Annotated in this window: 26 protein-coding genes and 3 tRNA genes; 13 read left to right on the top strand and 16 right to left on the bottom strand. The window is 63.1% G+C overall.

Translation table 11 applies throughout. The annotated features are described in order from the left end of the window. Positions 1-19 precede the first annotated feature (19 nt). The 4 genes from AC1Q6C_RS11695 to AC1Q6C_RS11680 form a co-directional block, all read right to left on the bottom strand. Positions 20-110, bottom strand: a tRNA-Ser gene (locus AC1Q6C_RS11695). Positions 111-166: 56 nt separating this feature from the next. Then, positions 167-358: a CsbD family protein gene (locus AC1Q6C_RS11690; RefSeq protein ID WP_003943869.1), complete on the bottom strand. Its 192-nt coding sequence runs from the start codon at positions 356-358 to the stop codon at positions 167-169. A gap of 138 nt (positions 359-496) precedes the next feature. Continuing rightward, complete coding sequence (locus AC1Q6C_RS11685; protein ID WP_003943976.1) at positions 497-958, bottom strand: nucleoside deaminase; 462 nt, start codon at positions 956-958, stop codon at positions 497-499. Then, the gene (locus AC1Q6C_RS11680; protein WP_003943823.1) at positions 959-1,498 is read right to left on the bottom strand and encodes a tRNA adenosine deaminase-associated protein; all 540 of its coding nucleotides are present in this window, start codon (positions 1,496-1,498) and stop codon (positions 959-961) included. A 48-nt stretch (positions 1,499-1,546) separates the two neighbouring features. On the opposite strand from AC1Q6C_RS11680, the gene AC1Q6C_RS11675 reads away from it, so the two are divergent. Further along, positions 1,547-2,521: a prephenate dehydrogenase gene (locus tag AC1Q6C_RS11675; protein WP_165638770.1), complete on the top strand. Its 975-nt coding sequence runs from the start codon at positions 1,547-1,549 to the stop codon at positions 2,519-2,521. Between the two features lie 26 nt (positions 2,522-2,547). On the opposite strand, the gene AC1Q6C_RS11670 is transcribed toward AC1Q6C_RS11675, so the two are convergent. Then, entirely contained in the window at positions 2,548-3,135 is a 588-nt protein-coding gene (locus AC1Q6C_RS11670; RefSeq protein WP_073512852.1) for a putative glycolipid-binding domain-containing protein, read from the bottom strand. A 238-nt stretch (positions 3,136-3,373) separates the two neighbouring features. Between AC1Q6C_RS11670 and AC1Q6C_RS11665 the strand changes: the two genes are divergently transcribed. From AC1Q6C_RS11665 to AC1Q6C_RS11640, 6 genes are all read left to right on the top strand, one after another. Beyond that, a complete protein-coding gene (locus AC1Q6C_RS11665; protein WP_030535749.1) occupies positions 3,374-4,519 on the top strand; it encodes a DNA cytosine methyltransferase in 1,146 nt (381 codons plus the stop codon). Then, positions 4,516-5,376: a hypothetical protein gene (locus tag AC1Q6C_RS11660; protein WP_003943911.1), complete on the top strand. Its 861-nt coding sequence runs from the start codon at positions 4,516-4,518 to the stop codon at positions 5,374-5,376. Before AC1Q6C_RS11665 ends, AC1Q6C_RS11660 begins: the two co-directional genes overlap by 4 nt. Positions 5,377-5,386: 10 nt before the next feature. Beyond that, positions 5,387-5,791, top strand: coding sequence for a very short patch repair endonuclease (locus AC1Q6C_RS11655; protein WP_058227067.1), 405 nt, complete (start codon positions 5,387-5,389; stop codon positions 5,789-5,791). A 10-nt stretch (positions 5,792-5,801) separates the two neighbouring features. Beyond that, a complete protein-coding gene (locus tag AC1Q6C_RS11650) occupies positions 5,802-6,491 on the top strand; it encodes a DUF998 domain-containing protein (RefSeq protein ID WP_007731663.1) in 690 nt (229 codons plus the stop codon). A 79-nt stretch (positions 6,492-6,570) separates the two neighbouring features. After that, entirely contained in the window at positions 6,571-7,815 is a 1,245-nt protein-coding gene (locus AC1Q6C_RS11645; protein WP_058227066.1) for an alpha/beta hydrolase family protein, read from the top strand. A 98-nt stretch (positions 7,816-7,913) separates the two neighbouring features. Beyond that, positions 7,914-9,116: a DUF6461 domain-containing protein gene (locus AC1Q6C_RS11640; protein WP_030535753.1), complete on the top strand. Its 1,203-nt coding sequence runs from the start codon at positions 7,914-7,916 to the stop codon at positions 9,114-9,116. A 73-nt stretch (positions 9,117-9,189) separates the two neighbouring features. Here the strand turns inward: AC1Q6C_RS11640 and AC1Q6C_RS11635 are convergent, their stop codons facing one another. Then, the gene (locus tag AC1Q6C_RS11635; protein ID WP_218681263.1) at positions 9,190-10,368 is read right to left on the bottom strand and encodes a cation:proton antiporter; all 1,179 of its coding nucleotides are present in this window, start codon (positions 10,366-10,368) and stop codon (positions 9,190-9,192) included. Between the two features lie 114 nt (positions 10,369-10,482). Here AC1Q6C_RS11635 and AC1Q6C_RS11630 point away from each other — a divergent pair, with 114 nt between their 5' ends. Then, positions 10,483-11,280 (top strand): DUF4352 domain-containing protein, encoded by a 798-nt coding sequence (locus AC1Q6C_RS11630; RefSeq protein ID WP_063892121.1) that lies wholly within the window; start codon positions 10,483-10,485, stop codon positions 11,278-11,280. Positions 11,281-11,366: 86 nt separating this feature from the next. Here AC1Q6C_RS11630 and AC1Q6C_RS11625 read toward each other — a convergent pair whose 3' ends face one another. The 9 genes from AC1Q6C_RS11625 to AC1Q6C_RS11585 form a co-directional block, all read right to left on the bottom strand. Further along, positions 11,367-11,996 carry a pyridoxamine 5'-phosphate oxidase family protein gene (locus AC1Q6C_RS11625; RefSeq protein ID WP_007731668.1) on the bottom strand — a complete coding sequence of 210 codons (630 nt, stop codon included), beginning with the start codon at positions 11,994-11,996 and terminating at the stop codon, positions 11,367-11,369. Next, positions 11,993-12,808 carry an ABC transporter ATP-binding protein gene (locus tag AC1Q6C_RS11620; protein WP_230359425.1) on the bottom strand — a complete coding sequence of 272 codons (816 nt, stop codon included), beginning with the start codon at positions 12,806-12,808 and terminating at the stop codon, positions 11,993-11,995. The genes AC1Q6C_RS11625 and AC1Q6C_RS11620 overlap by 4 nt, the downstream gene beginning before the upstream one ends. Next, the gene (locus AC1Q6C_RS11615) at positions 12,805-13,857 is read right to left on the bottom strand and encodes a FecCD family ABC transporter permease (protein ID WP_151097620.1); all 1,053 of its coding nucleotides are present in this window, start codon (positions 13,855-13,857) and stop codon (positions 12,805-12,807) included. The genes AC1Q6C_RS11620 and AC1Q6C_RS11615 overlap by 4 nt, the downstream gene beginning before the upstream one ends. Beyond that, positions 13,854-14,897: a FecCD family ABC transporter permease gene (locus AC1Q6C_RS11610; protein ID WP_218748735.1), complete on the bottom strand. Its 1,044-nt coding sequence runs from the start codon at positions 14,895-14,897 to the stop codon at positions 13,854-13,856. The genes AC1Q6C_RS11615 and AC1Q6C_RS11610 overlap by 4 nt, the downstream gene beginning before the upstream one ends. Next, positions 14,894-15,928, bottom strand: coding sequence for an iron-siderophore ABC transporter substrate-binding protein (locus tag AC1Q6C_RS11605; RefSeq protein ID WP_218748734.1), 1,035 nt, complete (start codon positions 15,926-15,928; stop codon positions 14,894-14,896). The genes AC1Q6C_RS11610 and AC1Q6C_RS11605 overlap by 4 nt, the downstream gene beginning before the upstream one ends. 156 nt (positions 15,929-16,084) lie before the next feature. Further along, the gene (locus tag AC1Q6C_RS11600; protein ID WP_080712703.1) at positions 16,085-17,002 is read right to left on the bottom strand and encodes a helix-turn-helix domain-containing protein; all 918 of its coding nucleotides are present in this window, start codon (positions 17,000-17,002) and stop codon (positions 16,085-16,087) included. A gap of 46 nt (positions 17,003-17,048) precedes the next feature. Then, positions 17,049-17,121, bottom strand: a tRNA-Arg gene (locus tag AC1Q6C_RS11595). A gap of 82 nt (positions 17,122-17,203) precedes the next feature. Continuing rightward, positions 17,204-17,295 (bottom strand) — tRNA-Ser (locus tag AC1Q6C_RS11590). Between the two features lie 96 nt (positions 17,296-17,391). Further along, positions 17,392-18,111, bottom strand: a complete 720-nt coding sequence (locus AC1Q6C_RS11585; protein ID WP_003943860.1) for a dienelactone hydrolase family protein — start codon at positions 18,109-18,111, stop codon at positions 17,392-17,394. A gap of 61 nt (positions 18,112-18,172) precedes the next feature. Here AC1Q6C_RS11585 and hisC point away from each other — a divergent pair, with 61 nt between their 5' ends. The 3 genes from hisC to AC1Q6C_RS11570 all read left to right on the top strand — a co-directional run bounded on the left by hisC (position 18,173) and on the right by AC1Q6C_RS11570 (position 21,951). Beyond that, positions 18,173-19,249: a histidinol-phosphate transaminase gene (gene hisC / locus AC1Q6C_RS11580; RefSeq protein ID WP_193595715.1), complete on the top strand. Its 1,077-nt coding sequence runs from the start codon at positions 18,173-18,175 to the stop codon at positions 19,247-19,249. A gap of 100 nt (positions 19,250-19,349) precedes the next feature. Continuing rightward, a complete protein-coding gene (locus tag AC1Q6C_RS11575) occupies positions 19,350-21,044 on the top strand; it encodes a bifunctional metallophosphatase/5'-nucleotidase (RefSeq protein WP_230359424.1) in 1,695 nt (564 codons plus the stop codon). Positions 21,045-21,081: 37 nt separating this feature from the next. Beyond that, positions 21,082-21,951, top strand: coding sequence for an MYG1 family protein (locus tag AC1Q6C_RS11570; protein ID WP_047271521.1), 870 nt, complete (start codon positions 21,082-21,084; stop codon positions 21,949-21,951). Between the two features lie 8 nt (positions 21,952-21,959). On the opposite strand, the gene AC1Q6C_RS11565 is transcribed toward AC1Q6C_RS11570, so the two are convergent. After that, positions 21,960-22,970 (bottom strand): alpha/beta hydrolase, encoded by a 1,011-nt coding sequence (locus AC1Q6C_RS11565; RefSeq protein WP_054827387.1) that lies wholly within the window; start codon positions 22,968-22,970, stop codon positions 21,960-21,962. Between the two features lie 399 nt (positions 22,971-23,369). Here AC1Q6C_RS11565 and AC1Q6C_RS11560 point away from each other — a divergent pair, with 399 nt between their 5' ends. Both AC1Q6C_RS11560 and AC1Q6C_RS11555 read left to right on the top strand, forming a co-directional pair. Continuing rightward, positions 23,370-23,990, top strand: a complete 621-nt coding sequence (locus AC1Q6C_RS11560) for a LysE family translocator (protein WP_193595717.1) — start codon at positions 23,370-23,372, stop codon at positions 23,988-23,990. Between the two features lie 25 nt (positions 23,991-24,015). Beyond that, a complete protein-coding gene (locus AC1Q6C_RS11555) occupies positions 24,016-24,420 on the top strand; it encodes a DUF4259 domain-containing protein (RefSeq protein ID WP_065455083.1) in 405 nt (134 codons plus the stop codon). Positions 24,421-24,566 lie beyond the last annotated feature (146 nt).

Raw genomic sequence — 24,566 nt, 5'->3', positions numbered from 1 at the left:
GTGAACAGGTGGGGAGCTTTGGCGGTGGCGGAGGGATTTGAACCCTCGGACGGGGGTTACCCGTCACACGCTTTCGAGGCGTGCTCCTTAGGCCGCTCGGACACGCCACCGCTGGTGACTTTACCGGATGGAGTGCCCGTGGCTGAAATCGCCAGGTGGAGCGGTATTACGTGAGCTTGTCCTTGATGCTGGAAGCGGCGTCCTTGACCTTCTCGCCTGCATCCTTGACGGCCGATTTCACCTGGTCGCCCTTGCCTTCGTTTTCGAGGTCCCGGTCACCGGTAGCGCTGCCAGCAGCTTCCTTGGCCTTGCCCCCGAGGTCTTCGGCCTTGTTCTGAGCCTTGTCTGCGATTCCCATGAGTACTCCTCTGTGAACGCGAACGAATCGCCTTCCGACGATCCGCCGATGCCCTGACGGCATCTGCCTCCACCATGCCCTCGATTGATGGATCCGGCTACCCGAGTGTGCGATCACTCTCGATGGGGAATACCGAATTCAGGCCCGCTGCTCGCGGAAGAAATCTTCCAAAAGCCCAGCGCATTCGTCCTCGAGGACCCCGCCGCGCACCTGCGGCCGATAGGTCAATCTTTTATCTCGAACTACGTCCCATAATGATCCGACGGCTCCGGTTTTCGGCTCCCACGCCCCGAAAACGACCCGAGAAACCCGGGCGAGGACCAGAGCGCCCGCACACATCGTGCATGGCTCGAGGGTCACGGCAAGCGTCGCACCTTCCAGGCGCCAGCCGTCACCGTAGGTTTTTGCGGCAGCACGCAACGCGAGGATTTCGGCGTGCGCGGTCGGATCGGACGACGCTTCCCTGGCATTGGAGGCCCGAGCAACTTCGACGCCGTCTGCGTCGAACACCACTGCCCCGACCGGGACGTCGGCGTCGGAGGCGGAACGTGCGGCCACGATGGCCGCACGGATCATGCGCTGGTCGTCAGCGAGAGTCATCTAGCGCGGGAGCTTGTCGAGCGCTGCGCCGAACTCGGATGCGAACCCGAGTCGCTGCGCGATCATCCCCAACTGCTCGTCCGGATAGAGATCGGTCTCGGCCGCGATGACGGCGAGCACGGGTTCCGGCAGGCCCAGATCGGCCAGCACGGACAGATCGCCCTCTTCCCAGGGTTCGACATCGTCGAGGTCGTCCGGGTCGATGTCGGGGATCTCGATGTGCAAGGCGTCGAGGACGTCGGCTGCGATGTCGTAGTCGATGGCGGCGGTCGCGTCGGAAATCAGCAACTGCGTGCCCGACGGCGCCGGACGCAACACGATGAAGAACTCGTCGTCGACGTCGAGAAGACCGAAGACGGCACCCGAACTTCGCAGCTCACGCAGCTGCGTTTCGGCGGCCGAGAGCGAGGTCAACGCGTCGGGCGTCAGTGCCTTGACCGTCCAACGCCCCTCTTCACGGACCACCGCGACACCGAAGCCTTCAAGCTCCTCCGACTGGTTCGAAGAGGCGCTCTTGTTACCCGCGCGCTGTGCACCCATGGCGCAACGGTAGCCCGCCTGGTGCCAGTGAGTGAAGTCCGAGCATCGATGTGCCAACCTGAACTCGTGTCTGCGATCGATTCCGCCCCACCAGTCTGCGTTCTCGGCCTCGGATTGATCGGCGGTTCGCTACTTCGCGCCGCCGTCCGATCCGGCCGCCGGGCGTGGGGTTACAACCGTTCCAGCGAGTCCGCCGACGCGGCCCGAGCCGACGGTTTCGACGCCGACACCGATCTGGTTTCAGTGCTGCAGAGAGCAAACGAAAGCGGCGCGATCATTGTGATCGCCGTGCCGATGCCTGCCGTCGACGCCACCTTGGCGGCCATCGCCGCGCACGCGCCCGACAATCCGATCACCGACGTCGTCAGCGTCAAGGGTGAAGTGAAGGCTGCGGTCGAACGAGCGGGCTTGAGCGCCAAGTTCGTGGGCGGTCATCCGATGGCGGGGACGTCAGCTTCGGGTTGGGCGGTCGGGGATGCCGATCTGTTCGTCGACGCGGTGTGGGTCGTTGCCACCGACGAGGGCGTCGACGCAGACGTGTGGTCGCAGGTCGCCGACCTTGCACTCGACTGCGGCTCGGTGGTAGTGCCGGCCGAATCCCTCGAGCACGATCGAGCAGTCGCGCGAATCTCGCATCTGCCTCACCTGCTCGCGGAAACGCTTGCGATCACCGGAGCTGCCGGCGGCGAACTGGCTCTCGGGCTGGCTGCCGGATCATTTCGCGACGGCACCCGCGTAGCCGGGAGCGCTCCTGGCCTGGTGCGGGCGATGTGCGAGGGCAACCGCGACGCCCTGCTGGTCGCGCTGGACGAGGCGCTCGACCTTTTGCAGGGTGCACGTACCGATCTGCTCGACAACGGCTCGACGGCACGATTGGTGGACGCAGGGTTCGCGGCGCGCGGCGCCTACGAGTCGCACGAGCGGTGGGACATCGAAGACGTTCAGGCCGGAGAACCCGACTGGATCAACCGGATGCGAGACGCCGGTCGACGCGGCGGCGTCATCCGGCGATCCGCAACCTAGAACTACGCAACCTAGAGATACGAAACCTAGATACGAGTTGCCAGACCCGGGTAGTCGAGGACAAAGCCTTCGGTATCGACGGACAACGTCGAGCTGGACACCGGGGACAGCACACTGATTCCGTCGGCGCCGGAGCTGTAGGTGATGGTCGCACCCTCGACGCGCAGGTCGAGAAGGTTTACGTAGACGACCGGCACCTCGGCGTCTTCGATGTCGTTCTGCAGACCGACGCGGCGGATGGGCAGCGTGTTGAAGAACGGGCTGAGGATCACGTCGACATCGAGTGCGCCATCGAACGCAGAGCGCTGGTGACTGGCGCCGTTCTCGACCATCCAGGTGCCTTCTTCGTCCCGGCTGATCGACATCTGACGCTCACCGGCGGCCAGGGCGGTCCGCACGGACAACCGGCGGGTGATGCCGGCCTCGTCGGTGACCAGGTCGTACGACGCGCTGAATGCCGGGTGCTCACTGCAGGCTCCACCGATGATCCGGCCGGAAGCCTTGATGCGATTTCCGTTCAGCTGCACACGAACAGACTCCATACGAGGAGCGTTGTGGGCCTGCCAGGTCAATACCGCGGGCCAGGACGCGTCACCGGAAGGTTGGATGCTCACCCGACCACGGTAATGGACGAACGGGCGCGGAGCACCGCTGGTTCGGGTTATTGCTTCGATCAGGGACCTTTTAGGGACTTCGATCGGCCCCGAAGATCTCGATGTAAGGCGTTTCACAACGGTTCTTCCGTAAGGAGCACGCCGCGGACCGAATAGTTGGCAAACGGTGTCGGAGTTCTCGAGTACCGTGCTTCTAGGTCGGTTCGTGAGGAAGGGTGCTGTGACGTCGTCGCGGAGCATGGTGGGTTTGTTTGCCGGTATCGGTGGTCTCGAGTTGGGGCTCTCGGAACATGGGTGGAACACCGAACTGCTGTGTGAAATCGATCCGGGCGCGCAGGCAGTTCTCCGTTCGCGTTTCGCCGACGTGCCGTTGCACGGTGACGTCACCAAACTTCGCGCGCTGCCCAGTGACATCGAATTGGTGGCCGCCGGTTTCCCCTGCCAGGACCTCTCTCAGGCCGGCAAAACGGCAGGCATCACCGGCGCACGCTCAGGCCTGGTGGACGAGGTGTTCCGTCTGGTCAAGCGTAAGAAGGGCCCGCGCTGGCTGTTGATCGAGAACGTTCCGTTCATGCTCCAGCTCGGCAAGGGCGCCGCCATGCGGCACATCACCGACGCCCTCGAAGACCTCGGATACACCTGGGCGTACCGGGTGGTCGACGCCCGCGCCTTCGGACTCCCCCAGCGTCGCCAGCGAGTCATCATGCTTGCCTCGCGCACAGATGATCCCCGCGAAATCCTGTTCGGCCAGGACGCCGGCGAGCGCCTGGGTGGCGATCCCGCGGACTACCCCTGCGGCTTCTACTGGACCGAAGGCACTCGCGGTCTCGGATGGGCCGTCAATGCCGTGCCGACGCTCAAGGGCGGCTCGTCCGTCGGCATCCCCAGTCAGCCGGCAGTCCGGTTGCCGTCAGGTGAGATCGTCACTCCCGGTCTAGTCGATGCCGAGCGACTGCAGGGTTTCGATCCCGACTGGACGCTGCCGTCCGTCGAGGTTCCCGGCCTACGCCACAGCCATCGCTGGAAGCTCGTCGGCAATGCCGTGAGCGTGCGGATGGCGTCGTGGGTCGGTGGCCGGTTGAGCGATCCCATCGAATACGACGCCGCGGGCGAGACGCCACTCGAACCGGGCGACGCCTGGCCGAGTGCGGCCTGGGGCCGTAACCGCCAGGCCTTCCGCGTCCATACCTCGACCTGGCCGGTCCAGTACGACTACGAGGATCTGAGCGGCTTCCTCGAAGACACGCGGTTGCTGTCGGCTCGGGCCACCGCCGGCTTCCTCAAGCGCGCGCGCATGGGCAATCTTCGGTTCATCCCCGGTTTCATCGAGGACGTCGAAAGCCATCTCGAGCGGATGGGCGGATATCCCGAGGCCGCAGCATGACGGACTCGCTGTTTCCCGAACCTGAAACGCTGTTTTCCGAGCCGGAACACGAACCACTGTGGAGTGCACTGCAACTCGCGGGCGACAAGCCCCCGGCCGACGCCGATCGCGGCGAGAAGAAGAACTACGCGCAGCGACTGTCCAATCAACTGGCACAGACGGTCGCCGACGCTCTGCGTCCGCTGTATCCCAACATCACCCCGACGGCGTCCGGTGAAGGCCAGGAGGCAACAGTCGATGTCGCCAAGGGCCGAAAGCGCTTGGACGTCAAGGCACTCGACCCCACTCTCGGCCTGATCCTCTGCGTCTCCATCAAGACGTACAACTTCCAGGACTACAGTCCCCGCAGCGGCAAGCTGGGACGGTGGACCAAGAACATCGTCCGCAACGACCACGAATTGCGTGGCGAGGCAATGGTTCTGCATCAGCGTCAGCCGTACAGCGTGTTGGTCGCCGTCATGTTCGAGCCGTACGCCACGTGCGACGACGGCGACCCGACCAAGACCAGCGACACCGGCAAATCCTCTTTTGCACACCACGTCACGACGCTCTCGAAGCGCTCGGGCCGAGGCAAGCGCGCGGTGGTCGGCGTTCCGGGAAAGGCCTGGGTGGATCTCGGCGCCGAGGACACCCGCTACGACCTCTTCGAGAAGGTCTACATCGGACTCTACGAACCCGATGGCGCAGTTCGGTTCTTCGACGTCGACGAGCCGCCGCCGCGCAACGGACGCCCCACCGAAGCTCAGACGCTCTCGTTCACCGACTTCGTGACCGTCGTGCACGGTGAAGTGGAGCGTCGCAACAGGTTTGCGCCCACTTGGTCCGATCCCGAAGACAGCGAAGATTCCGACGGCTGAGGGAACCACGGTGCCTGCGACGGATCCTGCCACCAGCGCTCGGATGAGCGCTCAGCGTCGGCGCGACACCAAACCCGAAATCGCACTTCGACGCGAGCTGCATCGACGCGGACTCCGGTACTTCGTGGATCGGGCGCCTGTCAAAGGTGTTCGCCGACGGGCCGATCTGGTATTCCCACGCCGCAAAGTCGCGGTGTTCGTGGACGGATGCTTCTGGCACAGCTGCCCGCAGCATGCGACGTTTCCCAAGAGCAACGCGCAGTGGTGGACGGACAAGTTGGCCGCCAACGTGGTTCGAGACCGCGACACCGATGCACGTCTGGCAGAGCAGGGTTGGACCGTCATCCGCGTCTGGGAGCACGAAGATCCGCTGGTAGCGGCCGAACGCGTCCAGAAAGCCCTGCTCGGTCCGTAAGCTCGATTTCGTGAAGGAACGCAACGTTGCGCGGTGGGGTTTGGTGGCTGCGCTGGCTCTGGGCGGAATCGTCTACTCGTCGTGGATTCTCGAATTCTTCCTGGACACCGGCCTCGACCCGGTGACATCGTTCCTCAGCGAACTCGATGCCGAGAACCAGAAATACCGCGATGTCTTCGGTAACGCCGATGTCCTGTCCGCAATCTTGATGTTGATCTCCGGAGCGCTGGGTCTGCTGATCACGCCCCGGCGAAGGCTCTACGTCACGGGCTGGATTGCGCTGGCGGTGTTCGGCATCGCGACCATCGCCGACGCGTCGTTCCCCCTCGAATGCTCGGGCGAGGGTTGCCCGTCGAGCGCACCCGACGGTCTACTTCCGCAGCTCCACCATGTTCACGCGTTGACGAGCAGCGTGGCGGTCTTCGCGATCTTCACCGCGATGATCGCATTCACCGTGGGAGCGTTCAGGTATCGCGAGCACCCTTCTTTGCGGACGACGGGTCTGACCATTCTGATCCTGACTTCCCTTGCGACGGTGTGGATGTTGACGACCAACAGCATCGAAGTCTCCGGCGGCGGTAATCTCGGACTGGGTATCGCTCAACGTGCGCAGGTGCTGGGAATGTCGTTGTGGTTGTGCACCCTGGCATTTGCGATGTCGAGGCCGCCATCCACCGGGCTCCCGGCGTCGCCGCGCTGACAGGTTTTCCGGCAAGCGATTCGGGCGATCCTGGAACTACAACTGAAAATGGCTGCCCCGAACTAGCGAAGGTGTGCCCATGTCTCTCGCGTCGTCGTTCTTCGCCCATCCGCACCAGGCGTTCACTGCTGGTTTCTATCGCAACGAGTCCTTCGACTTCGAGCTACGAGTCGTTCTCGGGCAAGCCACCTTCGGCGCGGCAGATACCGGCGAAGTGCTCTCGGCCATCGCTCACGTCGGCGAGAAGGACCTCGAAGGCTGGTACGAGGCCTGGTTCGACCTCGGCACACGGGTATTCGGGCAGGCCGATGAGGCAGCCGAGGCCGGGCATTCGCGAAGCGCGTCCAACGCGTACCTGCGGGCGGCGTCGTACTTCGGTGTGGCGATCAACGCCGTCGACGGTCTCAGCGACGATTCGGTTCTGGTCCCCACTTTCAAACGTCACCGACAGGCGTGGGACCGCTTCGTCGACACCACCGCCCAGCCCGTCGAACGCGTCCGGATCCCTTACGAGGACACCTACCTGCCCGGGTACTTCTTCCGGCCGCCCGGGGACGTGCGACGGCCGACTTTGATCATGGTGAACGGTAGCGACGGCCCGATCAGCGGGCTGTGGGGCAGCGGCGGTGCCGGGGCGCTCGAGCGGGGCTACAACGTGTTGATGTTCGACGGTCCCGGTCAGCAGTCGATGCTCTTCGAGCGCAACATCCCGTTCCGTCACGACTGGGAAGCCGTCATCACGCCCGTCGTCGACTATCTCGTGGACCGGCCGGACGTCGATGCGTCGAAGCTGGCGATGTACGGGATCAGTCAGGGCGGGTACTGGGTGCCGCAGTCGTTGGCGTTCGAGCATCGGATCGCGGCAGCGATCGCCGATCCGGGGGTCGTGGACGTGGCCGCGTCGTGGCTCGCCCACATCCCCAAGAACATGCAGAAGCTGCTCGACGAGGGGAAGTCGGAGGCCTTCGACCGCGACATGGCGATAGGGCTGGGAATGAAATTCTCCAAGGACAGCGCCCGAATCTGGCGTTTCCGAGCGCGTCCGTACCTCGCCGACGGCTACTACAACACTCTCGCCGAGGTTCGGAAGTACCACCTCGAACACGTCGCCGGCTCGATCTCCACTCCCCTGCTCATCACCGATCCGGAAGGCGAGCAATTCTGGCCCGGTCAATCCAAGCGGCTTGCCGCCCTCGCCGGCGGACCGACGACGGTGGTTCCCTTCACCGCTGCCGAGGGCGCGAACTTCCACTGCCAGCCCATGGCGAGGCGTCTGACGGATCAGCGGATGTTCGACTGGCTCGACGAGCAGTTGGATCTCTGAATCAGGCCCTCGAATCAACGATCGAATGATGGCGTATTTGCTGTGCGCTCGATGGAGTTCGGCATTCGTCGGGTATCGATCTGTGGAAGCGTGCGAGTGTGCCTACCTATCACGACTATGTGTGGATTCAGCAGTACCTCAACACGAGCCTGTCTCTCGGGTACTGCGCTGCACTCATCCCTCGGTCCACTCCCGCACAGGTGTTGAGTGCCCTCGGCGCCGACGAGAACACACAATCGGAGGCAATCGGGATCGCCGAACTCGGCGAGGTGATGTCCGATCTCACTGAACAGCCCGAGACAGCCGGGGCTGGGCAGGTAGTCGCAGTCGCGGCGGTGGGCGACGACAGCACACTGTTGATGCAGATCAACGGCGGTTCCTTCGCTATCTCGGAAGAATTGATGCGGCCCCTTCTATCCGATCGCGAGGTGGCTTCGCACTATCTCAGCGTCAATGCCGACAGCCAGTTCATCTGGTGGTCGAACGGCACACGCGTGGCTGAATTCGAACTCTTCGGATCCAGCCCGGTGGTCGGGGACGATCGGATGGTGGATTTGATTCTCGATGTCGGCGGAATCGGAATCGACGATGACGCCCAAGGCTATGCAGGTGAGCATGCGTTGGAGGGCGCCTTTGCTCTCGCCGAGCAGATCACCGGCGTCGCAGTCCCCGCCTCGCTATTCGTGGAAGGCCAATTTATGGTGGCCGTTGTCCCCAAGTCAGGACAGTCCCCCTCGGCAGATGTGCCATCTGAGGCTTCTCCGCGAAAGTCGCCCGCTGCGTGGAGCGAGGTAGCGCGACGTTACAAAGCGGCGGAACGGATTCCGCTACATGGGGTGATGTTCCGCGGGCGACCCCCCGGCGGTCGTCCCTCCGTGCGACTCGAATTCTGGTTCAAGCCGCGCACCTGCATCCGTCTCGAAGACGAGCAGGGAGTGCTGTTTCTGCAGAACCGACAGAAGCAGACGTGGTTCCGCACCGACGGGGTCCTCGAACGACGAAACGGCGGATACAGTCTCGACATCCATATCGAACAACTTCTCCAGATACACAGAACCTGGCCGTACACACCTTTCGCCGACCTACGCCCACCCGACACGACAGGGCGGGAAGTAGAGGTCGACGGGCGGAGAGCGTGGGAATTCGCGATGCCACCGGATTGGGCCGGCCGTGATGCCACGGTGGCGTTCGACGCGGAAACCGGGATCCCTTTGCGGTGGGCGGACCGAACGGGCAGCCATGAGATATCGGCGCTGGAAACCGGTATCGACGTCGACGACGGCTTTTTCTCCGGCCCCTGATAATCGAAGCAAGCGAGTCGTCTGACTGATCAGCGGATGTTCGACTGGCTCGACGAGCAGTTGGATCTCTGAATCAGGACACTTTCTCTTTCTTCGTCAACAGAGTGGCAATCATCGGCAACAGCAGAACCGTGATCGCCCCGGCCGCGACAAGAATCGACGCGTTGTCCGAGGACATCTGATGCGCGTCGACGGCCGCGCCCGTGACCGCCACGATCATGGGCAGGCCGGTAGCCCCGTACAACGCGACTTGCGCACTTTCGCGCGTGGTGAAGGGTGGTTCGACCTTCTCGAACTTGGTCACGAAGAACACCGGCACGCCGCGGACTACAACGATCAGGATCAAAAACGCAATCAGTATGCCGGGACTGGCGGCGACCGCCGAGACGTCGATCGCCATGCCTGAAGTGATGAAGAAAATCGGGATGAGGAACCCGAAGGCGATCCCGTCGAGCTTGATCTCGAGGCGCTCGTCGCCCTCTGGCATCAGTCGCCGCAGGATGAAGCCGGCGGCAAATGCACCGAGAATGACGTCGAGTGAGAACACAGCCGACAGCACTCCGAGGCTGACCAACAACAGAACGGTGAGGCGGACCGTCGTCTGCGCCGTCGTGTCCGCCCCTGCCCGCACCAGGCGATGTGTCCACGAGCCTTCGTGAATCAGCTTGCCGGGCAGCACCGCAACGATGACAGCGATCAAGGCGAAGACGGCAAGAACGATCAGCGACAGCACGGCACCACGGGCACTCAGCAGCACCGCCATCGCGACGACCGGCCCGAGCTCGCCGACGGCCCCGTGGTTGAGGACGGTCTTACCCAAGCGTGTGTCGAGGAGTTTGTTGTCCTTGAGGATCGGCAGCAGCGTGCCCAGAGCGGTCGACGTCATCGCGATGGCAACAGCGGCTTCGGCGGAGATCACGTTCCTCATGCCAAGCAGCGCGACCACCGTGAACGCCAGCGCGAGGCAGAACAGCCACGTGTAGAGCGCTCGACGTCCGCCGCGCCCACTGAGTTCCTGTCGGTCGATCTCGTAGCCGGCGAGCAGGAACAGCATGCCGAGGCCGAGTTCGCGCAGGATGCCGATCGCTTCGCTGTCAGCTGCGATGTTGAGGGCGAACGGCCCGACCACTGCGCCCGCGAGCAGTAGCAACACCACTTCGGGAACCAGTCGACGCGGGATCAGGCCCGCGACTATCGGCGCAATGGCCGCGATCAGCGCAATCCAGAACAGCGAGGAGGCAATTGAAGGCACGGATCATTGTCGGACAAAACCGACCACTCTGCACACATTGCGACCGGTCAGTCTGGTAGAAGTATCGAATGCTCACCTAGTAATGCGTGAGCAATCCCACGTGAAGGAACGGCCATGACACAACCCCCGCAGGACCCTAACCAGCCATATGGCCAGCCGCCTCAGCAGCCGTACGGGCAGCAACCCCAGCAGCCCTACGGACAGCAACCACCGGCTCAGCAACCTTATGGACAGCCTTATCCAGATCAGTCTGGCGCGCCGTTCCCGGGCCAGTACGCTCAGCCGGCCGGTGGATTTCAGCAACCGCCGCCTTCACCGGCGAAAAAGAAGAAGTGGCCATGGGTCATCGGAGGCATCGTGGCGTTCTTCGTGATTGTCGCGATCGCCACTGGCGGCGGGGACAAAGACAAGGAAGAATCCGCCGCGGCCCCCACAACCACGCAAGCCGCGGCCAACGGTGCCTCCGTGGCCGCAGTTGCCCCGGCCGAAGCTCCCAAGGAAACGAAGTCTTCGAATCCCGGAATCGGCGAGGAAGTGCGAGACGGAAAGTTCGGTTTCGTCGTGACGGGTATCGAGACCGGCCTCACGACGATCGGCGACAATCCCTACTTGCAAGAGCAAGCTGAGGGTCAGTTCGTACTCGTTCACGTCGAGATCACGAACACTTCCGACAAGCCCCAGGCTTACTTCGGATCCAATCAGACCTTGATCGACACCGAAGGTCGCGAGTTCACCAACAACACGATGGCAGCGATCAATATCGACGCCGAAACCGCGATCGGCGGCGACATAAACCCCGGCATCACACGGAAGACCACCATTGTCTTCGACATCCCGACCAGTGCCACCCCCAAGGAGATCGAGGTACACGACTCGATGTTCTCCGGTGGCGCCACAATTTCGCTTCAGTAAACCCGGAACAGTAAGAACGACGGTCTCCACCAGTTGACGATCAGCCGGTGGAGACCGTTCTCCTGCGAAAGGCCAACGGACTGAGGTCAGTACAGGTACTTGCGGTACGCCTCTTGTCTGGCGGGTTCGAGGTCCTCGACGCGCAGGCTGTGTTGCTCCGCCATCATGTCGCGCAGACTCGGCACCTCATCGGATGCAGGCCACGTCGACGGATCCCACAGCTTCGCCCGCAGAATTGCTCTCGCGCAATGCAGATACGCCTCGTCGATCTGCACGATCACCGCAAGCTGTGCAGGCTTGCCGTTCATCGCCATCGAATCCAACAGATCAGGATCGGTGGACAGAGTCGCCGTGCCGTTGACGCGCACGATCTCGTCGTGCCCGGGCGCGAGAAAGAGGATCCCCACGTGAGGATTCTCGATCATGTTCCGGTACGAGTCAGCGCGCCGGTTGCCCGGACGATCCGGGAGCACGAGCGTCTTCTCGTCGGGAAACAGAACCTGACTGACCAGGTCTCCACGCGGCGAGCAATCGCAATTTCCGGCCGCATCGGATGTCGCGAGCACAAAAAACCGTGCCTGCTCGATGAATTCACGGATCAACGGAGTCGTGTGAGCGGTCTGCTTCTCCATGATCGTCGGATGGGGCTGTCCGAGAATCGCATTGAGTTGTTCCACGGATTCGATCCGCCCGCCCGGGGCGTTCGACGCCGTCACGTCGACACGTCGTCGAGCACGTGGTGGCGCCCGAGCGGCAACACCAACGGCTTACCCGACATGGGGTCGGGGATGATTCGGCTCTCGAGACCGAACACGGTGCGGACGTTGTCGCTCGTGAGCACCTCGGCAGGATCACCCGCCGCGTAGACCCGGCGATCGGCCATGGCGACGAGGTAGTCGGCGTAGCGGGCGGCGAGATTGAGATCGTGCAGAACCATGACAATCGTTGTACCCCGAGTCCGGTTCAGGTCGGTGAGCAGGTCCAAGACCTCAACCTGGTGGCTCACGTCCAAGAAGGTGGTCGGCTCGTCGAGTAGAAGCAGATCGGTTTGTTGGGCGAGCGCCATCGCAATCCACACACGTTGGCGCTGACCACCGGAAAGCTCGTCCACCGATCGTTCGGCCAATCCGGTTGTGTCCGTAGCCGTAAGCGCCTCGGCGACAGCTGCGTCATCCTCGCGACTCCACCTCGACAGCACCCGCTGATGTGGATGACGACCACGGCCGACGAGATCGGCGACAACTATCCCTTCCGGTGCGATCGGTGACTGCGGCAGCAGACCGAGCGTGCGAGCGAGCTTCTTCGCGGGCAGGCGATGAACATCCTTGCCGTCCAACAGAACATGACCGCTTCGGGGACTGAGTAGCCGCGACATCGACCGCAGCAGTGTCGATTTGCCGCACGCGTTGGCGCCCACGATGGTCGTGATCTTTCCCGGCGGCACCGCGAGGTCGAGCGATTCGACGACGGTCCGTCCTCCGTAACCGAGTTCGAGGTTTTCGACAGTCAGAGTATGGAATTCGGTCACAGCGAACCTCCCGTTCGGTTGGAGCGAATGATGAGGTAGACGAGATACGGCGCTCCCAGCGCGCCGGTCACCACGCCAACGGGGTAACGGGTGCCGAAGGCGTACTGTCCGCAGAAATCGGCAACGAGCACCAGCAGCGCTCCGACCAGCGCCGACGGAATCAAAAGTGATGTTCCCGGACCGACGATGCGGGCGGCAATGGGGCCGGACAGAAATGCGACGAAGGCGATGGGCCCCGCAGCGGCAGTGGCAAAGGCGATGAGTCCGACGGCCGCAATGATCGTCAGAATGCGCGTTCGTTCCACTCTGACGCCGAGCGCTTGTGCTGCGTCGTCACCGAGCTGGATGGTCGAAAGGTTGCGCGATTGGCTCAGCAGCACCGGCCCGAGCACGACCAGCGCCAGGAGTACGGGAACCGTCGAACCCCAGTTGGCACCGTTGAGACTGCCGGTGAGCCAACGCATCGTCTCCTGCAGATCCCACGCGGCGGCGGTACTGAGCAGGTAGGCGGTGACGCTGTCGAGCATCGCGGCGATGCCGATACCGATCAGTATGAGCCGAGTGCCCGCCACACCGTCCCGGAAAGACAGAACGTAGATCAAGACTGCGACGCCCAGACCGACAGCGATAGCAAAAACCGATACCTGTGAACCGCCGAGTGAAAGCGAGATGATCGCGAAAGCCGCTGCAGCGCTTGCGCCGGAGCTGATTCCGATGATGTCGGGGCTCGCGAGCGGGTTGCGCAGCATCGTCTGGAACGTGATGCCGCCCAAGCCGAAACAGATTCCGGCGACCACAGCGAGGACAGCGCGAGGCAGCCGGAGGCGGCCGACGGTGAACGAGGCACCAGGCACGTTCTCCCCCAGCACGACCCGAAGCACATCTGACGGCGAGTAGAAGGTTTTTCCCACCATCAGAGTGACCGCGAAGGAGGCGACGACGAGGACCATCAGCACGGCAATCACGATGCGGCGGCGTCTACCTCGTCGGATACGGCTTGCTCCGACTGCGTCGACCTCGACTTCGGGAGTAACGAATGTAGTGGTCACAGCTCACGTATTTTCTGACGGCGGACTATGTAAATGAAGAAGGGCGCTCCGATGAGCGCGGTGATGATGCCGACGTCGATTTCGCTCGGCCGGGCGACAATTCGTCCGAGAATGTCGGCGGCGACCAGAAGGGCGGCACCTGTCAGCGCAGAAAACGGTAGTAGCCAACGGTTGTCAATCCCGATCAACAACCGGCACAGGTGCGGGACGACCAAACCGACGAAGCCGATCGGTCCCGCGATGGCAGTGGCCGCACCGCAGAGCAACACTGCACCGAGCGCTGCCACTGCACGAACCACCGCGACGCGTTCGCCGAGACCTGATGCAACCTCGTCGCCGAGCGCAAGAGAGTTGAGACTGCGCGCTGACAGCAGACAGATCACGCAGCCGACAATGAGGAAAGGCAGACCCTGCCGGATCACCTCGAAACTCGCGCCACCGACGCCGCCGATCTGCCACGAACGAATGTTGCCCGCAATATCGTTTCGCGGCAGCATGATCGCAGTGATGAACGAAGCAAACGCAGCCGATGTTGCGGCCCCGGCAAGAGCCAACTTGAGTGGCGTGGCTCCACCTCGCCCGAGTGACCCGACCACGTAGACGAACAATGCCGCCCCGGCTGCACCGAGTACGGCCACCCAGATCATGCTGGTCTGGGTCCACAATCCGAACCACGCCATTCCGATCACCACGGCGAGCGAAGCGCCCATGTTGACGCCCAGGATTCCGGGATCCGCCAAAGGGTTTCGGGTAATCCCCTGCATCACCGCGCCGGCAAGACCGAGCGCAGCACCCACGACGATCGCGAGCACCGTCCGCGGAATGCGCTTGGCAATCGCACCCTGACCGATATTGTCGGTGGAACCGCCAAGTGCGGCAACGATGTCGGACCAATCGACCTCACGAGAGCCGATGACGATCGAGGCGCACATGAGCACCGCGAGGACCACGAGAAGGGCGATCAGCCACAGCGAATTGCCGAACGTCGGGCGCCGCGTATCGCGAGCGCCCGACGTCGAATCCTGCGAGGTTACAGTCACTCCGACTTTCCAGCGGCCCCGGCGAGCAGATCGACGTAGTCGCCGAGTACCCACGAAATCGCGAGTGGAGTCGGGTTGGCCGCCGTTCCCATCGGCCCGGTTCCATTGAGGAACACGATCGCGTTGTTGGCGACGGCAGGCATCTGCGAGAGCAGCGGGTCAGCCTTGAGTGCGTCGACAAGTGCCTGGTCACCGTAGGTGACGATCAGTTCGACGTCGTCGAAGACGTCCACACGCTCCGCACTGACCTTCTTCGAGAACTCACCACCCGTCGAGGCGTCGGCAACGCTCTTCGGCGTCGAAAGTCCGAGGTCCTCGAAGAACGCGGCGCGCGTGTCGTTCGCCGTGTAGAAGCTGACCTGGCTCAGATCAGCGGTGTCGACGTGCGTCAGGAACATGGTTGCCTTGCCTGCAAGCTGCGGATGCGCGGCAACCTCGTCGGCGATCTCCTTCTCGATGGTGGAGATCAGTTCCTGCCCTTCGGATTCCATGCCGAGGCCCATGCTGTTGAACTTGATGACGTCACGCCACGACGTCGCCCACGGCCCCTCAGGATACGCCACAACCGGAGCGATCTCACTGAGAGTGTCGTAGTCCTCCTGCGTCAATCCGGAGTATGCGGCAAGAATGACGTCAGGGTTCGTATCGGAGACGGCTTCGAAGTCGATGCCGTCGGTCTCGTCGAAGAGCACCGGCGGCTTCGCGCCAAGGTCGTCGAGCTTTTCCTCGACCCACGGCAGCATTCCGTTGCCGTTGTCGTCACCGAAAGTCGCCGCTGCCATTCCGACGGGAACCACGCCGAGAGCAAGGGGCACTTCGTGATTGGCCCAGGCAACGGCGGCAACTCGCTCCGGCTTGGCGTCGATCGTCGTAGTTCCGAAAGCGTGCTCGATCGTGACAGGGAAGGAGCTGGATCCGCTTCCGGCGCTGCCGCCGTCGGCGGTCTCCGAGGAGTCGGAACTGCAAGCTGTCATGCCGAGGGCGACTGCGACCGCTGCTGCGGCCACCGCCAAGAAGCGTTTTGAACGCATGAAAACAGAACTCTCTCGAGAAGGGGTACGGCCCTCAACCCGGCTCAATCAGGCACTTAGGTGAGGTTTGCCTAAACCGTATACGGGAGGGCAATGTGGCGCAATCGCGTGTTTGGGACACCCCGTGTAGCGATCGAGACAAGGTGTGATGGCCGATCAGCTAGCCCGGAACATCCCTGGTGTAGCGCCGGTAGTGCGCCGGAATGCCGCCCCGAATGCGCTGGTCGAGTGGTAGCCCACACGCTCGGCAACCTCTTGTAGATCCAAGCCGTGGGCAAGAAGGGTCACCGCTCGTTGGGCGCGCACAGCCGAGACCCACTGCCCGAAACTCATCCCGGTCTCCGACCGAAATACCCGGGTGATGGTTCGCGGGCTGACACCGAGGAGCCTTGCCCAGTCGGACAGCGTTCGCATGTCACTCGGATCGTCACCGATCGCATCGACGATGGGTTGCAGAAGTGGCGAGTCCGGCACCAGCACCAGCAACTCGTTCGGCGACGGTGCCAGCACGTCGATCACCATCTGCTCCGTGAGCGAGCGTGAAGAGGTTCCGAGTGAATCGTCTGCCAGTCGCTCGAGGAGGTTCCGCAGCAGCGGAGTGACCTCGATCGCCACCGGCACGTCGGACAGAGAAGGAACTGACGCGATGTCGAGCTGAGCGGCCCGATACCAGGTGCCGGCCGGCGCGATCGCCGAGTGCAGGACGCCGGCGGGCATCCACAGACCGACGGTCGGCGTAATGGTCCACGTGCGCGATCCCACCGTGGCGCTCGACGCTCCCCGCTCGTTCCACAACAATTCGTGAGTCGGGTGCGAGTGCGCATCCCACCGGGTCTCGCGGGAGACAAGTTCGTCCATGCCCGCAATGACAAAGGGCACCTCGACCGCCCCCGCCGAGTAGACCGGGAGCGTCCGACTGTCGACGGTCTCCAACGGGTTCTCCTCGGTTCGCGTGGCTGCTCCGCAGAAAGCATAGGTCGCGGGGATCGGTTGTCGGTTCCCACGATCGCGAGGATCACCGCCCGAAATCGCCGAGGTGACCTCACACACATTCAAGAATTGCGTATGCACCACAACAAAAAGAAGGTCACAGACCTCAAGTCTGTGACCTTCTTTCTTGTGCGCCCGAAGGGATTCGAACCCCTAACCTCTTGATCCGTAGTCAAGTGCTCTATCCGTTGAGCTACGGGCGCATGTTCTGTTGTCTTGCTGGTCTTGCGTGTCTTACCGTCGTAATTTCTATCATTTCTAACCCGCCGGTCAAAATCACCGGCTTGGCGGAGGCGAGAGGATTTGAACCTCCGGTCCCTCGTAAAAGGGACAACTCATTAGCAGTGAGTCCCATTCGGCCGCTCTGGCACGCCTCCCTGGGGGTTCCGATCCTTTCGGACCGCCGGATCGAAAGATTACACACCCTTCGCCACCAAAGGCAAAACGTGTGGTCAGCGGACTGTTTTGTGGACTTACCGCAGGTGGCTGTCGAACCAGTCGAAGATCCGGGTCTGAGCTTCGATGATCGAGGCCGAATCAGGGTCGTCGAGGTCAGCGTCCTCGGACAGCTGTGGCGGCTCGTCCGCCCGGTGAGCCAGTCCGGCGTAGCTGACCACCAGTGTCGCGACGTCGGCCTTCGCGGTCGCTTCCCGGAGCAGAGTCACGTGTTCGCGAGGCGTGCTGGGATCGTCCTCGCCGTACAGCGCCAGCCACGGCGCCTGCAGGGAAGTGGCCGCGTCGACAAGCGCCTGAGCATCCACCGACAAGGCTTCGACGATTCCCCGGGCGGCGACGCTCACCGCGGCGCCGACCGGACGGCTGGTGGCCACGAGCATCGCGGCGGTACCGGCGTCGTCGAATCCGAGCACCCCGATGGTGTCTGCGAGAACTTCGCGTCCGACGAGCCAATCGAGGGTCGCGTCGAAGTCGGCGAAGAGGTTGTCACCGAACACCTCACCCTGCATGTGTTCGGGTTCGCGGTGAAACAGGTGAGGTGCGACGCTCACCCACCCTTCGCCGGCAAGCGCGCACATCAGATTCAGCAGAGCCGGGCTGAACTTCCGGGCTTCATGCAGGACGACGATCCCGCCCCGCGTCGGGCCGTCCGGCTCCACCACGGTCAGCGGAACAGCCGTGGCGACCTCCCCTTCGGCTCCGCGCAGATACGCGGTGGCTCGGAAGATTTCCGACATCTTCTAACTCTGACACGCAGACGGCCGCTACGCACCAAATCAGTGCGCGCATAATCGACTCGTGACCGCACACATTCGCCCTGACCTCGCCTCCATCCCCGCCTACGTTCCCGGACGCAATTTTCCGGGTGCGATCAAGCTGGCGAGCAACGAAACGACAGTAGGGCCGTTGCCCGGTGTGCGTGACGCCGTCGCCGACGCGGTCGCCAATGCCAACCGCTACCCGGACAATGCCGCGGTTGCACTCATCGAGACGCTGGCCAGCTTCTTGAAAGTCGAGCCGGCCAACGTCGCCGCTGGTTGCGGCTCCGTGACGCTGTGCCAGGAACTCGTGCAGATCACGTGCGATCAGGGTGACGAGGTCATCTACGCGTGGCGTTCGTTCGAGGCCTACCCCGTGGTCACTCAGGTCGGCCACGCCGTCTCGGTCAAGGTTCCGCTGACCGAGGACTTCGGCCACGACCTCGACGCGATGCTGGCCGCGATCACGGATCGCACGCGGTTGATCTTCGTATGCAACCCCAACAACCCGACCGGCAATGCACTGTCGAAGGCAGAGCTCGAGAGCTTCCTCGACGCGGTTCCGGCGCACGTCGTCGTCGCACTCGACGAGGCGTACTTCGAATACTCACGCTCGGACGCCGACGGCATCGAGCTGTTCCGCAGCCGCCCCAACGTGGTTGTTCTGCGCACCTTCTCGAAGGCGTACGGCCTCGCGGGAATCCGCGTGGGTTACGCGGTCGCGGATCCGGAGATCATCGTGGCCCTCGGCAAGGTGCACACCCCGTTCACCGTGAGCGCTGTCGCGCAGGCCGCCGCAATCGCTTCCCTGGCTGCAGCAGACGAACTGCTTGCCCGCACCGAAGGTGTCATCGCCGAGCGGACGCGAGTTCGAACCGCTCTGATCGAAGCCGGGTACACCGTCCCCGAGTCGTCGGCGAACTTCGTCTATCTCCCCCTCGGAGAACTCTCTCCCGCTTTTGCCGAGGCGAGTACCGAAGCGGGCATTCTGATCCGCCAGTACGGCGTCGAGGGCGTCCGGATGACCATCGGCGATCCACACGAGAACGACGCATTCCTCGCTTTCGCTGACACCGACGTCGCGAAGCAGGCCGCGGGCATCGGCGTCACCGCGTGACACTCGATACATAACTGTTACGCCGAGGACTGGAATTCGTTTCGGCAGACGGGCACACTCAGGGAGGTTCGAGGCCGGTCCGAGTGAGGGAGCACGACGCATGACGCGACGCATGACACGAACGTGTGCCGTGCTCGCAACGACCCTTCTCGCCACCACCGCGACCTCCCTGAGTGGCGTCGCCAACGCAGAGTCCCAGGACACGGTGTCGGTACGTCTGTTGGCGTTCAACGATCTGCACGGCAGTCTCCGCCCGCCGGAAGGTGTTCGCAGCGAGATCAGGCAGGCCGACGGCTCGCTCACTCCCGCAGGTGGCGCGGCGTATCTCGCGGCCTACGTGACGCAACTTCGCAGCCAGGCCACCAACTCGCTGCTGTATTCGGTCGGTGACAACTGGGGATCGTCGGCGCTCGAGTCGGCGATGTTCAACGACGAACCGACGGTCGAACTCCTGAACCGGATGAAGATCGACGCTTCCGCGATCGGCAACCACGAACTGGACAAAGGGCTCGCCGAGTTCCGTCGCATGCAGTCCGGCGGTTGCTCCGCCGTCGATGCATGCACGTTCAGTCCGTCCTTCGGCGGCGCCAACTTCCCTCTGATGGCCGCGAACATGACGTACACCAACGGCACCCCGGCCACGCTGCCCTTCACCGTGAACATGGTCGACGGCATTCCGCTCGGAGTCATCGCGATTTCCCCCGCCAACACGTCGCAGATCGTGACACCGGGTGGGATCGCCGATCTGCAGTTCGGCGACGAGGTCGAAGCGATCAACCGCACCGCCGACGTCCTCGACTTCTTCGGCGTCAAAGCCATCACCGTCCTCCTGCACCGTGGGGACGAACCGGCCGTCGAAGGTGGGCCCAACGACTGCAACGTCGAGTCCGGGCCGGCCCGCGACATCGCCCTTCGTGCGTCACCGAAGGTGGACGTCATCTTCACCGCCGACAGCCACCAGCAGTACAACTGCGAATTCCCTGATCCCGCAGGCAATCCCAGAGTCGTGATGCAGGGCGCTTCGCACGGCCGGATCGTGTCCGTCGCAGACGTCACCATCGATCGCAACACACGCGAGGTCGTTCGCGATCAGACGTCCGCGTTCAATCAGATAGTGACACACGATATTTCGCCGGATCCCGATATTCAGGCTCTCGCCGACCGGGCCTGGTCGGAGGCGTCGGACAGCGCTCAGCGGCCGGTGGGGACCATTACCGCCGATCTGACACGCGACCGCGTCCCCAGCGGCGAATCGACACTCGGCAACCTGGTCGCCGACGCTCAACTCGCCGCCGGATCGACACGAGGCGCCCAACTAGCGTTGACGAACCCCGGCGGCATGCGCGAGGACTTGGACTTCGGCACTTCCGGCCAGGTCACCTACCGCCAGGCCTACGGTGTTCAACCCTTCGGTAACAGCCTCGAGGTGCTCTCCGTCACAGGAGCGGTGTTGAAGGACGCTCTCGAACAGCAATTCCAGATCGACCTCGACGGCACCGCTACCGAGCGCATCCTCTCCCCGTCCGCGGGCTTCACCTACGCTCTGGACCGGCGAGCAGCGCCGGGCTCGCGAATCTCGGAAATGCGCTTGAACGGGCAGGACATCGCCCCCGACGGCGTCTACAGCGTCGTGGTGAACAAGTTCCTCGCCGAGGGCGGGGACGGTTTCACCGCACTGAAGAACTCCACCCAGATGACCGGTGCGGGCAACGACCTCGACGCCTTGACCGCCCTGTTCGCAGCCGGGTCACCGGTCTCGCCACCTGCCACCGACCGCATCCGCACCATCGGCTGACTAGGCATCCCCGCGCTCGATTGCCTAGTCTCGACGGGTGATCATCGCGACCCATAACGGCAAGTTCCATGCAGACGACGTCTTCGGCGTATCGCTGCTCAAGCAGCTGTACCCCGACGCCACCGTCGTTCGCAGCCGTGACGAGTCCGTCCTGGGCAGCGCGGACATCGTGCTCGACGTCGGCGGTCGCTACAACCCGGCCGAGGGGCGCTTCGACCATCACCAGCGTGATGCCGGCGAGCGCAGCAACGGCATCCTGTACTCCGCCTTCGGTCTGCTCTGGCAAGAATACGGCCTGCAGTTCTGTGAAGGCGACGCCTCCGTGTTCCGCCGTATCGACAGCCGACTGGTCGAGGGCATCGACGCCGTCGACAACGGCCAAGAGATCTACACCCTCAACGACTACGGCACCAAGCCTTTTGATCTGTCGTCCGTGCTGGACCTTTTCAATCCGATCTCGTCCACCGACGAGGAGTTCGACACCCAGTTCGAGCTGGCCGTCGTTCTCGCAACCCAGGTCTTGATTCGCCTGCGCGCCAAGTATGCCGGCGACGCGGCGGCCGAGCGCGAGTTCACCGAGACCTACGAAAAAGCAACGGATCCGCGCTTCGTCGTGCTGGAACGCTTCGTTCCCCACGGCCGCGCCGCGTCGGCCCAGCCAGAGCTGCTGTTCACCATCTTCCCGAACACCAACGGCGGCTGGTCGATTCAGACGGTCAAGCCTGCTGACTCCAAGTTCGGTTCACGAAAGCTGTTGCCGGAGCCGTGGCGCGGCCTGAACGGCTCGGATCTTGCCGCCCAGACGGGCGTCGACAGTTCGGTCTTCTGCCACAAGGCCGGGTTCATCGCGGCTGCGCAGACCCGTGACGGCGCCCTCCAATTGCTCGAACTGGCACTGGCCGAGTAGTTCTCAGCTCACATTCCCAGCGCCGTCTTCACCGTCGGCCAGGAATCGTGAAGCGCGTCTTGCCAGTACGGCCACGAATGGGTGCCGTCGTTCCGATACGCGAACACTGCGGGAATCGACAACTCCCCCAACCTCGCTTCGAACAGTTGTGTGCACGTATTAGCGAGCGCCTCGAGCGGTCCGCCTTCGATGGCAGTCTGCAGTCCACTCGGGGTGAAGACGTTGTCGTATTCTCCGGGCGCACCTGTACCGGAGGACACGTAGATCGTCTTCCCACGCAGCGTTTCCGCGTTGGTGGACGGGTCGTGCTTTTGCCAGTCGGGGTCCGACGCCGGGCCCCACATGTTGGTGGCGTCGCCCGCCTTGCTGGCCACGGTGAGCCGTACGGAGTCCTGCGAGGACGATTCGGAGTTGTCGAGACAGCCACTGTACGAGGCCAATCCGGTGTAGAGCTTCGGGTGATGTGTGATGAGGTTGGCCGCGCCGAGCGCACCCATGGACACCCCGCCGACCACGTTCGTCCCATTTCCGGAAAACGCAGAATCGATCAACGTCGGAAGTTCTTCTGCGAGAAACGATTCCCACTTGTTCACACCGAGGTTCGGATCGTCGTTCTTCCAGTTGGTGTAGAAACTGCCGGTGCCGCCCACGGGGAGAACGACGTTGACGTTCTTGTCAGCGAAAAACGTTTCGATGTCGGTCTTCTGGGTCCAGGTGCTCTCGGAGTATCCGGATTCCGAACCGGCACTGACTCCGTCGAGTAGGTAGAAGGACGGACGCGAACCGGCACTCGACGCTGGATGCAGAACCTGCACTTGCACCTCGCGCCGCATGGCCGGCGACTCGACGAACACGGCACTGCGTGTGGGCGACAACTGCTCTATGCGATTGATGTGAGCCCCGGTCTGACCGGCCGAATCTCCTGGTGGGTTTTCAGGTGCCGGTTCGGCATACGCCACTCCGCCCACGACAAGCGCGAGCACGACCAACACAATCCCGACAAACCCAAATCTCCGCATCCGTCAAGCGCCCCCTGAGCATCGCACGACTACCGCTGACCCTCGATTGGACAGGACGAACGTCCCGGGGTCAACCCACTGGTTGGGATTTATTACTCGCGGGTATCCAATGGAGTTGGACAGTTCTCCACCGATGCACACACAGGTGTGGATAACTTCATTCACATCCGCTTCCCAGTTGTGCATAACCTGTGGACAAAAGGATGAATTACAACATAGTTATTCCTTCTACCTGCAACGATTCGTTTCCCCACAGTGTGCATAACTTTGTCGAACAGGGCTCGCGAGACGCCGGTTTCCGGGCGTGTCCATGCAGTTCACACCGCCGCGCCACTCTTTGTTCACAGGCACGACACCACCGGCCGACAATGCTCCCCACCCCGACTTCATACTTGTTGCATGCTGACCGCTCTGCTCGCCGCCACAGCTGTGCTCGCCCTACTGACTCTGGTCCCCGGGCCCGACATGGCCGTCGTGACGCAGGCTGCTCTCGGCGCGGGCAGATCCGCCGGTTTCCGGGTAGCTGCCGGCATCGTCTCGGGCCTTCTGGTGTGGGGTCTGTTGACCGTCCTCGGGCTGTCGGCGATCCTCGCCGCGTCGGCCGAGGCGTACACGGTGGTCAAGCTCGCCGGCGCGGCTTACCTGATCTATCTCGGTGTGCGAGCACTGTGGGAGAGCCGGACGTCGCGGATGCAACACAATGCCGACGCTCCACGATCGCAGAAGGCCGGGACATGGAAGACGGGCTTCACCACCAACCTGCTCAACCCCAAGATCGCCGTCTTCTACACCGGACTGTTGCCGCAGTTGGTTCCGGCCGGGTGGCCGACGGGACCGTCGCTTGCATTGCTGGTGCTCATCCACGCAGCCATCACCATCGTGTGGCTCAGTGGCTACGTGGTCCTTCTCTCGCGAGCGCGTAGCACCTTCGAGAAGCCCCGAGTGCAACAGGCACTCGAGCGCATAACCGGAACAGTTCTTCTAGGATTCGGAGCGAAGATCGCGCTCGAAGCGCGCTGAGACGGCAATCGGAAAAGAGTAGACAGTGGGCGCGTGGGGATCGGGACCGTTCGAGAACGACGGTGCAGGGGATTTGATCGCGTCCATCGGACACGGTGACTTCACCTTCGAATCGGTGGAGTGGGCATTCGAGGACGACTACCTAGAGGTGGACGGCGGCCAAATCGCCGTCGCCTTGCTCGAATTGGTACTGATCGTGCGCGCCGATCGCAAGCGCGACCCCGCCACCCAAGACCTCGATCTCGATTCCTTCACCGCGGCCCTGACCAGCGAGCGGCTCACCTGGCTGATCGAAATGGTGGAGCGCACCATCGCATCGACCGATTCGGAACTGTTCGAACTGTGGGACGCGCAGGGACCGGAAGAGCTTGCGTCGTGGAGAGTTCCCGTCGTGGACGGTCTCGAGGATCTGCGCGTTCTGTCGGTCTGATTCCGTCGCCGCTCCATCACGTTTGCTTATCGGGCCACAACGGTTCGGTCTTGGTCAGATGCCCTGGTAGGACCCTATGGTCGAACGGATCACCGAGTGAGAACTGTGGCTCGTCGACGACGGGAATCCACGCTCACCCCGGACCC

It is taken from the genome of Rhodococcus sp. MT28 (genome assembly GCF_058792695.1).
The sequence above is the reverse complement of the archived record's forward strand: the minus strand, read 5'-3'. Positions and strand labels throughout refer to the sequence as shown.

Coding starts and splice junctions, on each gene's coding strand:
- AC1Q6C_RS11605 (WP_218748734.1), bottom strand. CDS start 15,928: ATGCGTTCAAAACGCTTCTTGGCGGTGGCCGCAGCAGCGGTCGCAGTC.
- AC1Q6C_RS11645 (WP_058227066.1), top strand. CDS start 6,571: ATGTCTCTCGCGTCGTCGTTCTTCGCCCATCCGCACCAGGCGTTCACT.
- AC1Q6C_RS11585 (WP_003943860.1), bottom strand. CDS start 18,111: ATGTCGGAAATCTTCCGAGCCACCGCGTATCTGCGCGGAGCCGAAGGG.
- AC1Q6C_RS11630 (WP_063892121.1), top strand. CDS start 10,483: ATGACACAACCCCCGCAGGACCCTAACCAGCCATATGGCCAGCCGCCT.
- AC1Q6C_RS11660 (WP_003943911.1), top strand. CDS start 4,516: ATGACGGACTCGCTGTTTCCCGAACCTGAAACGCTGTTTTCCGAGCCG.
- AC1Q6C_RS11690 (WP_003943869.1), bottom strand. CDS start 358: ATGGGAATCGCAGACAAGGCTCAGAACAAGGCCGAAGACCTCGGGGGC.
- AC1Q6C_RS11680 (WP_003943823.1), bottom strand. CDS start 1,498: ATGGGTGCACAGCGCGCGGGTAACAAGAGCGCCTCTTCGAACCAGTCG.
- AC1Q6C_RS11575 (WP_230359424.1), top strand. CDS start 19,350: ATGACGCGACGCATGACACGAACGTGTGCCGTGCTCGCAACGACCCTT.
- AC1Q6C_RS11685 (WP_003943976.1), bottom strand. CDS start 958: ATGACTCTCGCTGACGACCAGCGCATGATCCGTGCGGCCATCGTGGCC.
- AC1Q6C_RS11565 (WP_054827387.1), bottom strand. CDS start 22,970: ATGCGGAGATTTGGGTTTGTCGGGATTGTGTTGGTCGTGCTCGCGCTT.
- AC1Q6C_RS11560 (WP_193595717.1), top strand. CDS start 23,370: ATGCTGACCGCTCTGCTCGCCGCCACAGCTGTGCTCGCCCTACTGACT.
- AC1Q6C_RS11675 (WP_165638770.1), top strand. CDS start 1,547: ATGTGCCAACCTGAACTCGTGTCTGCGATCGATTCCGCCCCACCAGTC.
- AC1Q6C_RS11665 (WP_030535749.1), top strand. CDS start 3,374: ATGGTGGGTTTGTTTGCCGGTATCGGTGGTCTCGAGTTGGGGCTCTCG.